Source organism: Photobacterium sp. DNB23_23_1 (assembly GCF_052873815.1).
On the sequence record NZ_JBNNXT010000009.1, the window covers coordinates 1 to 12116 of the forward strand.

At 49.5% G+C, this 12116-nt stretch carries 6 protein-coding genes, 1 tRNA gene, 2 rRNA genes and 1 riboswitch; of the genes, 6 read left to right on the top strand and 3 right to left on the bottom strand.

Annotation, left to right across the window (positions count from 1 at the left end):
* The first annotated feature begins 289 nt into the window (after positions 1-289).
* The 4 genes from rrf (ACVA53_RS07835) to metA all read left to right on the top strand — a co-directional run bounded on the left by rrf (ACVA53_RS07835) (position 290) and on the right by metA (position 1835).
* Positions 290-405 (top strand): 5S ribosomal RNA (gene rrf / locus ACVA53_RS07835).
* A 47-nt stretch (positions 406-452) separates the two neighbouring features.
* Positions 453-528: transfer RNA gene (locus ACVA53_RS07840), tRNA-Thr, on the top strand.
* Between the two features lie 8 nt (positions 529-536).
* A 5S ribosomal RNA gene (rrf, locus tag ACVA53_RS07845) occupies positions 537-652 on the top strand.
* Between the two features lie 241 nt (positions 653-893).
* A complete protein-coding gene (gene metA, locus ACVA53_RS07850; RefSeq protein ID WP_255044144.1) occupies positions 894-1835 on the top strand; it encodes a homoserine O-acetyltransferase MetA in 942 nt (313 codons plus the stop codon).
* Between the two features lie 71 nt (positions 1836-1906).
* Here the strand turns inward: metA and ACVA53_RS07855 are convergent, their stop codons facing one another.
* Positions 1907-3190, bottom strand: coding sequence for a cation:proton antiporter (locus ACVA53_RS07855; protein ID WP_255044145.1), 1284 nt, complete (start codon positions 3188-3190; stop codon positions 1907-1909).
* A gap of 203 nt (positions 3191-3393) precedes the next feature.
* Between ACVA53_RS07855 and metH the strand changes: the two genes are divergently transcribed.
* A complete protein-coding gene (gene metH / locus ACVA53_RS07860; RefSeq protein ID WP_255044146.1) occupies positions 3394-7065 on the top strand; it encodes a methionine synthase in 3672 nt (1223 codons plus the stop codon).
* Positions 7066-7173: 108 nt separating this feature from the next.
* Here metH and lysC read toward each other — a convergent pair whose 3' ends face one another.
* The gene (lysC, locus tag ACVA53_RS07865; protein ID WP_255044147.1) at positions 7174-8556 is read right to left on the bottom strand and encodes a lysine-sensitive aspartokinase 3; all 1383 of its coding nucleotides are present in this window, start codon (positions 8554-8556) and stop codon (positions 7174-7176) included.
* Positions 8557-8664: 108 nt separating this feature from the next.
* Positions 8665-8851, bottom strand: a riboswitch (Lysine riboswitch).
* Between the two features lie 254 nt (positions 8852-9105).
* Between lysC and ACVA53_RS07870 the strand changes: the two genes are divergently transcribed.
* The gene (locus ACVA53_RS07870; RefSeq protein WP_255044148.1) at positions 9106-10224 is read left to right on the top strand and encodes a pyridoxal-phosphate-dependent aminotransferase family protein; all 1119 of its coding nucleotides are present in this window, start codon (positions 9106-9108) and stop codon (positions 10222-10224) included.
* Positions 10225-10304: 80 nt separating this feature from the next.
* On the opposite strand, the gene ACVA53_RS07875 is transcribed toward ACVA53_RS07870, so the two are convergent.
* Positions 10305-12050, bottom strand: coding sequence for a PglL family O-oligosaccharyltransferase (locus ACVA53_RS07875; protein ID WP_255044149.1), 1746 nt, complete (start codon positions 12048-12050; stop codon positions 10305-10307).
* Positions 12051-12116: the final 66 nt, after the last annotated feature.

The following is a 12116-nucleotide window of genomic DNA, read 5'->3' on the forward strand; positions in this document are numbered from 1 at the left end:
GTGAGGCGTTGAGCTAACCTGTACTAATTGCCCGTGAGGCTTAACCATACAACACCCAAGGGGTTTTTACGGACTCCGCGAGCACTTGAATGAGTGTTGAGAACCTAGTCAGATTTTCCCAGATTATGAAGATATTCCGCCTACCAGAGGTAGCGCCGGGATAAAGTTCGATAGCAAGACAAGTTGTGAGTCGAGTGAAGGAGTTTAGCCTGCTAAATGACTGAGCGAGAGAGCAACTTAACGTAGCTAGCGGGCTTTATAGCCAGCGGAATATATTCAAAAGAATTTGCTTGGCGACCATAGCGTTATGGACCCACCTGATCCCATGCCGAACTCAGCAGTGAAACGTAATAGCGCCGATGGTAGTGTGGGGTCTCCCCATGTGAGAGTAGGACATCGCCAGGCTCCCAATTTTGAAATTCGCAGCAGCGGATTTCGACACAGAATTGAGTGCTGGTATAGCTCAGTTGGTAGAGCGCACCCTTGGTAAGGGTGAGGTCCCCAGTTCGAATCTGGGTACTAGCACCACGATTTTGTTCAGCGACAATAGCACAATGGTCCCACCTGATCCCATGCCGAACTCAGTAGTGAAACGTTGTAGCGCCGATGGTAGTGTGGGGTCTCCCCATGTGAGAGTAGGTCATTGCTGAACTCTTCTTCTAAACCCAGCCTAACGGCTGGGTTTTTTCATTTCTGGCCTTTCAAAAATGCCATTATCAATCCCCATGTTTTTATGAGTTTTCTTCATACTCGTAGCACCTTGCTTTGATTATTTTAATCTTCTTTTACTTGCACCCGCGACGGATCTCTTATAGTTTTATTTAGAAATCTGGACGTCTAAACATCCCTTCAATAGATGGTAAAGACGAGAAAACGTTTAAGGAGAAGCACCGATGCCGATTAAGATCCCTGACAAACTGCCTGCTACCGATATCTTGCGAGGTGAGAATATCTTCGTGATGTCGGAGGCTCGTGCGTCAAGTCAGGAAATCCGCCCCTTAAAGGTGTTGCTGCTGAACTTGATGCCGAAGAAAATCGAAACAGAAACCCAGTTCCTCCGCCTGCTGTCCAATAGCCCGCTACAGGTAGACGTTGAACTGCTGCGGATTGATAACCGACCGACCAAGAATACGCCGACAGAGCATCTGGACACTTTCTATCGCCAGTTTGAGATGGTCAAGGATCGTAATTTTGATGGCCTTATTGTCACAGGAGCACCATTGGGCTTGGTTCAGTTCGAAGATGTACTGTATTGGGAAGAGATCCAAACCATCATGAATTGGGCTAAGGAGCATGTCACCTCGACCTTGTTCGTGTGCTGGGCTGCTCAGGCAGGGCTGAAGCTACTTTACGACTTGCCTAAACGTACACGTAAGGAAAAGTTATCTGGGGTATATTGGCATCGAACCCATGATTGTCATAATCCGATCTTGCGTGGCTTTGATGATTCCTTTCTAGCGCCGCATTCTCGCTATGCGGACTTCTCGCCAGAGTATCTGGCAGAACATACTGATCTTGATATTCTAGCTACCTCGGATCAGGCTGGGGTATACCTGGCGGCAACCAAAGACAAGCGAAATGTCTTTGTAACCGGTCATCCTGAATATGATGTCGATACTTTACACAATGAGTATACGCGGGATGTTGGTGAAGGAATGGAGCCACAGGTGCCAGTTAATTACTACCCTGATAACAATCCGGAAAACCCGCCAATCGGCAGTTGGCGTAGCCATGGTCATTTGTTGTTTTCTAACTGGCTGAATTATTGTGTTTACCAGCAAACACCTTACGACTTGGATAAGTTTTCTGAAGCTAATTTCACTAAGGGTGAATAGCCCCTTTGGTGAGATAAAAAAGACCTGCATCTGCAGGTCTTCTTTATATAGCTGACCCAGCCGAGAACACATTAGGTGTTGTTTTCAGCTTCCCAGTGCTTGGCCTTGTGGATCAGGGAGGTGATTGTTGAGCCTTGGATCAGAATCGAGAACACTACCACCGAATAGGTCATGACCAGCATAATTTCCCGGACATCGATATTCTTATCCGGGATCACCATCACCCCGGCGGGGATAGCCATGGCCATAGCAAGGGCCAAGCCGCCTCGTAACCCACCCCAAGTCAGGATTTTAACCGACATCGGGTTATAGTCTCGGTATCGCTGGAAACCGAGATAAGAGAGCTTGACGCTGAGGAAGCGGCTCAAGAGGACCAATGGAACGGCAATCACCATCAGTACCCAGTCTTCTTGGTGGAAACTGAACTGCAGCATACTCATACCAATCAAAAGGAATAGCACCCCATTGAGGAACTCATCGACCAGCTCCCAAAAGTGGTCGAGATGATCTTCACTCTCTTTGGAAAAGCCGATATAGCGGGTCCAGTTACCAATCATGATCCCTGATACCACCATTGCCAGCGGGCCAGAGACATGGATGACATCAGCAAAGACATAGCCTGCCGTTGGTATTCCCAGGGTCAGCAGCAGTTCCATAGAGTGGTCATTGGTTGAACTGATTAGGTAATGGAAAATCAGACCAAGAGCAAAGCCGTAGGCAATACCGCCAATGGCTTCCTGTAGGAACAATTGGCCAACACCTAGTATAGTAGGGGCTTCGTTACCAAAAGCGATGGTAAACAGGGTAACGAAAATGACAAGGCCAAAGCCGTCATTGAATAAAGATTCGCCCTCAATTTGGGTAGAAATCCGTTTTGGTGCATCGAGTTTTTTTACTATAGCGAGGACCGCTATCGGGTCAGTAGGAGAGATCAGTGAGCCGAAGATGAGGCAATAGATCAGGTCGAGCTGGATACCGATAGCCTGACAAATGCCCCATAAAGCAAAACCGATAAAAAAGGTCGAGAACAAGGTCGCCGCCAGTGCCAGTGTGGTGATTTCCCACTTTTGGTCTTCAAGGTGAGGCAGTTTGATCCCCAAGCCGCCAGCAAAGAGCAAGAACCCCAAAATCCCTTTGAGCAAGAAGTTTTCAAAGTTGATCTCGCCAAGTTGGCTTGCAGCAATATTTTCAAGATAGAACCAGCCATTATGTCCGGCAACAATAATGCCTAGAGATAGCATCAATGCTCCCGCGGTAATGGCGATAGTGGTCTGCATTTTTCCTATTTTGCTGTTTATAAAAGCGATAAGCATAGCTGCTGCCGCTAGGAAACAGAGGGTGCTGTAAACTGACATCCCATGACCTCGATGGTGATTTAAAGTAAAGCTGAAAATTGTGTCAAAATATAAATCTATCACTGCTCGATAGCTATCACTAATTTCTTTCAATGAGTTAAAATTTAATCAATGAAAAGCCCTTTAGACGTCTAGATTTCCATTGTTGCTATGGTAGGATGTGAACTAGCTGTAACATTAGATAAGGAAGTAAAGTGGTGTTGATGGGCAAGGATTTATTAAATAAGCGCTTGGCAGAGCAGATCCTGATCATTGATGGTGGCATGGGCACCATGATCCAGGACTATAAGCTGGAAGAGCAAGATTATCGCGGTGAGCGTTTTGCCGATTGGCACATGGATCTCAAGGGCAATAACGACTTACTGGTACTGACACAGCCGCAATTGATCAAAGATATTCACGTAGCTTATCTTGAGGCCGGTGCTGATATCTTAGAGACTAACACCTTCAACGCAACCACGATCGCGATGGCTGATTACGAGATGGAAGCGTTGAGTGGTGAGATTAATCTTGAGGCAGCCAAACTCGCTCGCCAAGTCGCTGACGAGTGGACGGCAAAGACGCCGGATAAACCGCGTTTTGTTGCTGGCGTACTTGGCCCGACTAACCGTACCTGTTCTATCTCACCGGATGTGAACGACCCCGGCTACCGAAATGTTACCTTTGATCAGCTTGTTGAGGCTTACGCCGAGTCAACGCGTGCGTTGATCAAAGGCGGAGCCGATATCATCCTTATCGAAACTATTTTCGATACTCTTAATGCTAAAGCCTGTGCATTTGCGGTGGATACTGTTTTTGACGAAGATGGTTGTTCGCTGCCGGTCATGATTTCTGGCACCATCACCGATGCTTCTGGTCGGACTCTTTCGGGCCAAACAACAGAAGCTTTCTACCATTCTCTTCGTCATGTCAAACCAATCTCGTTTGGTTTGAACTGTGCACTTGGGCCTGATGAGCTCCGCCAGTATGTTGAAGAACTGTCACGCATCTCCGAATGTGCGGTATCTGCCCATCCGAATGCCGGCCTACCAAACGCGTTTGGCGAATATGATTTGTCCCCGGAAGAGATGGCCGAGCATATTAAAGAGTGGGCGCAGAGTGGCTTCCTTAATTTGGTCGGAGGATGTTGTGGTACCACGCCGGAGCATATCCGCCAGATGGCCGAAGCTGTGGCAAAGGTGAGCCCTCGCGCATTACCAGAATTATCGGTTAGTTGCCGACTATCTGGCCTTGAACCTTTGATCATCGAGAAGGATACCTTGTTTGTTAATGTTGGAGAGCGAACTAATGTTACCGGCTCGGCAAGATTCAAACGCCTGATCAAAGAAGAGTTGTATGACGAGGCGCTGGATGTCGCCCGTCAGCAGGTCGAAAACGGCGCTCAGATCATCGATATCAACATGGATGAAGGGATGCTGGATGCTGAGGCGTGCATGGTTCGATTCCTCAACCTATGTGCTTCTGAGCCGGAAATATCAAAAGTTCCTATCATGGTCGACTCCTCTAAGTGGGAAGTGATCGAAGCTGGCCTGAAGTGCATTCAGGGCAAGGGAATTGTTAACTCTATCTCGCTCAAGGAAGGCAAAGAGAAGTTTGTTGAGCAGGCCAAGCTGATCCGCCGCTACGGCGCTGCTGTGATTGTGATGGCGTTTGATGAAGTCGGGCAGGCTGATACCAGAGAGCGCAAGCTGGAAATTTGTACCAATGCCTACCGGATATTAGTTGATGAGGTCGGCTTCCCGCCGGAAGATATCATCTTTGACCCGAATATCTTTGCCGTTGCGACCGGTATTGATGAGCACAATAACTATGCGGTGGACTTCATTGAAGCTGTCGCCGATATCAAGCGTGATTTGCCCCATGCGATGATCTCTGGTGGCGTGTCCAATGTCTCTTTCTCGTTCCGTGGTAATAACTATGTGCGTGAGGCTATCCATGCTGTTTTCCTTTATCACTGCTTCAAGCATGGTATGGATATGGGGATCGTCAACGCAGGTCAACTTGAAGTCTATGACAACGTTCCAGAAAAATTGCGTGAGGCCGTCGAAGATGTGGTGCTGAACCGACGTGATGACTCGACGGAACGCTTGTTGGACATTGCTGCTGAATATGCCAATAAAGGCGTCGGTAAAGAAGAAGATGCCTCTGCCTTGGAATGGCGCACCTGGCCGGTAGAAAAACGACTTGAGCATGCGTTGGTCAAAGGCATCACCGAGTTTATTGTCGAAGACACCGAAGAAGCGCGGGTGAATGCATCCAAGCCGTTGGAGGTCATTGAAGGACCGTTGATGGACGGTATGAACGTGGTTGGTGACTTGTTCGGTGAAGGCAAGATGTTCCTGCCGCAGGTGGTGAAATCTGCCCGTGTCATGAAACAAGCCGTTGGCCACCTCGAGCCATATATCAATGCTGAGAAGCAGGCCGGAAGTACTAACGGCAAGATCCTGCTGGCAACGGTAAAAGGCGATGTTCATGATATTGGTAAAAATATTGTAGGTGTTGTACTTCAGTGTAATAACTACGAGATCATCGATCTGGGTGTGATGGTATCGTGTGAAAAGATCCTCAAGGTCGCCAAGGAAGAAAATGTCGATATCATTGGCCTATCCGGCCTGATCACTCCATCACTTGATGAGATGGTACATGTCGCCAAGGAAATGGAACGACAAGGCTTTGAGTTACCTTTACTTATTGGCGGGGCGACAACCTCCAAAGCGCATACGGCAGTGAAGATAGAGCAGAACTACAGCCATCCGGTTGTGTATGTGAACAACGCTTCTCGCGCCGTTGGGGTGTGTACTTCGTTACTATCTGATGAGCTGCGTCCGGCCTTTGTCGAAAAACTCGATGCCGATTATGTCAGGGTGCGTGATCAGCACAGCCGTAAGCGGCCCAAGACCAAGCCGGTTTCTCTGGAAGTGGCGCGGGCAAATCGCGTGGCCATTGACTGGGAGAGCTATACGCCGCCAGCACCATGTAAATCGGGTGTTCAAGTGTTTGAGGACTTTGATGTGGCGATCCTGCGCCAGTATATCGACTGGACGCCATTCTTCATGACCTGGTCGTTGATGGGTAAATATCCGGCCATCCTTGATCATGAGGAAGTGGGTGAGGAAGCCCGCCGTTTGTTTAAAGATGCTAATGACTTACTCGACCGCGTTGAGCAGGAAGGCTTGCTGGAAGCCCGTGGTATGTGTGCCATGTTCCCGGCCAACAGTGTAGGCGATGATATCGAGGTCTATACTGACGAGTCTCGCACTGAGGTTGCCAAGGTACTGCATAACTTGCGTCAGCAAACGGAGAAACCGAAAGGTTTCAATTATTGCCTGTCTGATTACATCGCGCCAAAAGAGAGCGGGAAAGCGGATTGGATCGGTGCCTTTGCGGTAACGGGGGGGATTGGTGAGCGTGACCTGGCCGATGCTTATAAGGCGGCAGGGGATGATTACAATGCCATTATGATCCAAGCGATTGCTGATCGCTTGGCCGAAGCGTTTGCCGAGTACCTTCACGAGCAGGTGCGTAAGGATATTTGGGGTTATTCGCCGGAGGAGGATTTGTCCAATGACGATCTGATCCGTGAGAAATACCAAGGGATCCGCCCTGCACCGGGTTATCCAGCCTGTCCGGAGCATACGGAAAAGGGCAGCTTGTGGGAGTTGCTGAAGGTAGAAGAGACGATCGATATGTCACTGACAACCAGCTATGCCATGTGGCCGGGTGCGTCGGTATCGGGTTGGTATTTCTCCCACCCAGACTCTCGCTACTTTGCGATTGCCCAGATCCAGAATGATCAACGTGACAGCTATGCCGATCGTAAAGGCTGGGATCTTATCGAGGCTGAAAAATGGCTGGGTCCGAACTTGAATAACTAGCTGTTGCTTATAGTTCTGCCGAGTTTGAAGTTAATCAGCACAGATAAAAAAGGCGCTCAGTGAGCGCCTTTTCTTATTTTGTATCTATCGGCTGAATTCAGCTTGATATTACTCGAACAGACCGTGGTGCAATACCTTGACCACTTCGCGTGATTCTTCGGTTTTGACCAAGAAGCACAGGTTGTGGGTGCTGGCACCAAAGCAGATCATCCGTGGACTGTATTGCTCTAGGCGACTGAAGACCTGGGTTGCGGCACCCGGTGCATCACCGAGATCGTTCCCGATCAGTGCGACTAGGCAAAGATCTTGTTCAACCTCTACCCGGCATAGCTGGCTCAGTTGCTCCATCGCTGCGGCAGGTAGGCTAGGTGCGCCCCCGCCGGTATCGGTTTGATCCAGAGTCAGTGACACACTGACTTCTGATGTGGTGATCAAGTCGACCGAGATTTTGTGTTCGGCCAAAATACGGAAGACCTCTGAAAGGAACCCATAGGCTTGGAACATATTCAGGCTCGTTAGCGTCACCATGGTTTGATTACAGCGCAGTGCCAAAGCTCTGAATTTTGGTGGTTCGCTGACCTGTTGGCGGATCCAGGTACCACCTTGTTCCGGTGCTTTTGATGAACCGATAAAGACAGGGATCTGCTGGCGGACTGCTGGCAACAGGGTCGACGGATGGAGAATTTTTGCCCCGAAATTAGCCATTTCAGAGGCTTCGCTAAAGCTTATCTCGCTGATTGGCTTGGCATTAGCAGTGATACGCGGATCTGTGGAGTACATACCCGGTACATCGGTCCAGATTTCCAGAGTGCCCGCGCTGATAGCTTCGGCGACTAAAGCGGCACTGTAATCACTACCGCCGCGGCCTAAAGTCGTCGTTTGCCCATCACTGTCAGAGCCAATGAAGCCTTGGGATACGATAATCGTATCGCTAGCTAGCAGTGGCTGAAGCTGTTCATCGGCAAGCTGATGGATAGCATCAATATCCGGAACGGCTTTACCATGCTGGCCGTCAGTGCGCATAACTGAACGGATATCGAAACGCAGGGCTGAAGCCCCCATTTCGTTGAGAATCTGGCTGAACAGGTGGGTCGACAACAACTCGCCATGGGCAACCAGCTGATCGGTCAGCTTAGTTGAAGGCGCGTCAATAGCCTGCTCTGCAAGGTTTGCCACAGTATTGATTAATTGTTCTATGTGGTCAGCAACGGCTTCAGGGTGAGCCAGTTTGTCGATAATGTTTTGGTGTATCGATTTCAATTGCTGTAGCCGCTGGGATCGCTGTTCGTTATTGGCAATTCCATTTGCAAGTTCAACTAACAGGTTGGTAACACCGGAGCAGGCACTGATCAACACTACTTTGGCAGCAGGGTTATCCTTGATGATCGTGGCACTTCGGCTCATGGCGGCATGATCGGCTACGCTAGTACCGCCAAATTTCGCTACGGTTATCGGTGGAGGAATAGTAAAGTTATTTTCAACAAAGCTCACAACGAGTCTCCCAGAATTAAAGAGTATAAACGCAATTAACAGGGGGATCGGGATGGTAATCCCGACAATAAGTCAGGAGAGCAAAAAGGTAAGATGTAAACCGGTACAACAACCAGAAGCTCCCCATCTATTCATTACCACGATGAATAGATGACAGCCAGAAGGATTCAACCTTCGTAGCCGATACACCATGCCCCCTGTCATGTTGTATCTCGGCGTTACTCCCCCTCTCAAGACTGCTTTGGGGTGGGGCCCCGCAATCTAGATACCTGGGTAACGCTCCTCTTCTGTCTTCACCTGAGAAAAGCCTTTCTCAGGATGAACAAAAAACGATCTATATTGAACCGGATTTCCTAGTCGGTTGTCAATTGGGTAAGAATAAAATATGCATAAAATTTGCAAGAAATTGTCACAAATAGGGAGGGCTCTATATACCGGAAGGGGGAAATGATTTGAGATAAGCATAATTAGTCTAATACTGATATAGTCAATCAGTACCTTACAATAACGAGGCAAATGCCACTCTTACCGCCAGGGAGGAAAATAAGAATGACGATTGGTAGCTTTTACCCACCACAGCGTACCCTCATGGGACCCGGTCCATCGGATATTTACCCGCAGGTGCTGCAGGCCCTTAGCCGCCCGACGATTGGCCACCTAGACCCACTATTCATCGGCATGATGGATGAACTCAAACAGTTACTGCAATACGCTTTCCAGACTCAAAACACCTTCACGATTGCGGTTTCTGCGCCAGGGAGCGCCGGTATGGAAGCCTGCTTTGTTAACTTGGTTGAACCGGGTGATAAAGTGATTGTCTGTCGCAATGGCGTGTTTGGCGATCGGATGCGCGAGAATGTCGAGCGCTGCGGTGGCGTGGCGGTGATGGTGGATAACAACTGGGGCGAGCCGGTAGACCCGACCTTGGTTGCCTTGGCGCTCGAGAGCCATCCAGATGCCAAAATCGTGGCCTTTGTTCATGCCGAAACCTCAACTGGTGCGCTGAGCGATGCGGAAGCTATTGCCAAGTTGGCCCGTGAGCATAACTGCCTGACAATTGTCGATGCCGTGACATCGCTCGGGGGCGTCCCTTTGCTGGTGGATGAATGGCAACTTGATGCGGTGTATTCTGGTAGTCAAAAGTGCCTGTCTTGTGTTCCGGGCTTGTCACCATTAACGTTCTCTGAAAAAGCCATCGATAAGATCCAGAGCCGTCAAGCGCCCGTCCAGAGTTGGTTTTTAGATCAGAGCTTGGTACTGGGTTACTGGAGCGGTGAAGGCAAGCGAAGCTATCACCATACCGCGCCAGTGAACAGCCTATATGCGCTGCATGAAGCCTTGGTATTGCTACACAATGAAGGTTTGGAGAATGCTTGGCAGCGCCATAAAGATGCCCATCTAGAATTACGTGAAGGTCTGGAGCCATTAGGGATTAAATTTGTGGTTGATGAGGCACATCGCTTGCCACAGCTCAATGCAGTATATATTCCCGAGGGCATTGATGATGCCGAGGTGAGGAAAACGTTGTTGGAGCGCTATAATTTGGAAATTGGTGCAGGTCTTGGTGCACTTGCTGGCAAAGCGTGGCGTATCGGCTTGATGGGCTATGCCGCTCGCAGTGAAAACGTGGCATTGTGCCTGCGGGCGCTAGAAACAACTCTTAAGTGAATCTAAGCTATTGCGGTTTAATTAGTAAAAAGGGCTACCTCGGGTAGCCCTTTTTTCATTTTAACATCACCCCATAGGGTTTATGGCGTCCCATTTTCAGCAGTCTGAGCGGACAAGTCCGTTTCCTTTAAAAACGCATATTTTGGATACAGGTATTGGGCTTCATCCATAATTTGGGAGGCCATCTCTTTCTGACCTAGTTGGTTATAAGCAGCAATCAGGTTTTGATAAAGCGCGATGCGTGGCCATTGCTTGGCCTTTTGCTGGGCCCAGTCGATGTAATCCTGGATCAACGCTGGATTATTACTGGCAATACCCTGGTGAAGTTGGGTGACATGCAGATCCCATTCGAATCGGTTTTGCCATGCCCAAGGGTTATTGACTCGCAGCAGGTAATTCACATTGGCCGGATGGTTGGTTTCGTACTTAGTGAGTTGAGTGCCAGAGTACAGGGTTGTCGCCATGAAACCTGTGGTGATCAGCGGTATTGTCAGCACTAGCGCCCGGATCGACAGGATATACTCCATTTTCTTCTTGTAGTATTTGGCGGTCAGGTTATCGGCCCAGTAAATCAAAATAACGAAGATCACCCAGTGGATCAGCGAGTGATAGAATGGGTATTCCAACTGGGAGTGCAGAACGATTGGGAAAAATAAGCCGATCAAGGCTAGTTGGGTACCTTCCCGTGCTTTCTTTATTTTGAGCAGCACCGCCCCAGCGGCTGCCAATAATGCCAGAAGCGGAATAATGCCGCCTTCAGCAGCCCAGAATACCAGTTCGTTGTGAGGATGATCGAGGCCAGCCATACCGGAAGGGTTGGCTGGGTTGTCGTGATGCCATCGGGCGGTTTGGGTAATATAGCTGACTTCAAACGTGCCATAGCCGTAACCGGTTAATGGTTGGTTAAGGAACATATTGGCGGCTTGAGGAATATGCATCGCACGGGCACTGACCAAGCTCAGGCGGTTTTCCTGCGGCGACCAGCCCGATGTACTGTTGATGTGCCATGACAGGCTTAGCCCCAGTATTATCATCAGTAGCCACATTCGCCATTGTGCCTTGGCGGCAAAGCGGCGCAGGTAAGGGATAAGTAGCAGAGTACCCATGGTGGCGCCGAGCCAACCGGTGCGGGAGCTTAGTACGACAAGCAGCGGCAGGGTAATGACCGGGGTCAGTAGCAAGAAACACTGTTGCCAACTCCACCTACCACGGTACATAGGAATGCGTGCCAGTAGATAACCGGATAGTACCAGACCGGTGGCTAAAAAGCTGGCCATGACATTGGGTTGCTGGAAGATGCCGTAAGGACGGTTGGCAACGGTGTCATAGCCGATAGGGTTGCCTGGCTCCAGCAGCATAAATTGTACCCAGCCGAATATTGCTTGAATCCATACTGCGGCGAGCACAAACCACAGCATGCGCTGGCGTTGTTTGTGGTTGAAGGAAAACTGTTGCAAACCGACGAAAAAGAGCAAACCGGCCCATAAACCAAGTAGCCTCGGCAGGCTTTGTCCGATGTTAGCATTGGGGGAGAACACCGGCAGCGTCAGTAAGACACAGCAGAGGGTGAGGACGACAGTCAGTCGCGAGTAACGCCACACCCGCTGTCGGCAAATTTCCAGCAAACCGAAGGCAATGGCGAAGCTGAACGGGATCCAGCTCATGGCATTGTATGAGAGCTCGAGTCCTGAGCCGCCAGGGTTGTGCTGGAAGTAATGCATTGCCAGCAGGAACAGGATTCCGAGAGACACCAAGAAGGGTTTTATCATCGGCTTGCTGATCCCTTTCTCGGCAAGGTTGGTGCCTTTTACATATAACACTGTCATGGTGATTCGCTGGGTCTCACTGTCTTAATCAAACAAAACCGGGCTTGCAAGCCCGGTTTTTCGTTG

What these genes read in the sequence shown, in the direction of transcription:
- metA (WP_255044144.1), top strand. Translation starts at nt 894, where the DNA reads ATGCCGATTAAGATCCCTGACAAACTGCCTGCTACCGATATCTTGCGA.
- ACVA53_RS07855 (WP_255044145.1), bottom strand. Translation starts at nt 3,190, where the DNA reads ATGTCAGTTTACAGCACCCTCTGTTTCCTAGCGGCAGCAGCTATGCTT.
- metH (WP_255044146.1), top strand. Translation starts at nt 3,394, where the DNA reads ATGGGCAAGGATTTATTAAATAAGCGCTTGGCAGAGCAGATCCTGATC.
- ACVA53_RS07870 (WP_255044148.1), top strand. Translation starts at nt 9,106, where the DNA reads ATGACGATTGGTAGCTTTTACCCACCACAGCGTACCCTCATGGGACCC.
- ACVA53_RS07875 (WP_255044149.1), bottom strand. Translation starts at nt 12,050, where the DNA reads ATGACAGTGTTATATGTAAAAGGCACCAACCTTGCCGAGAAAGGGATC.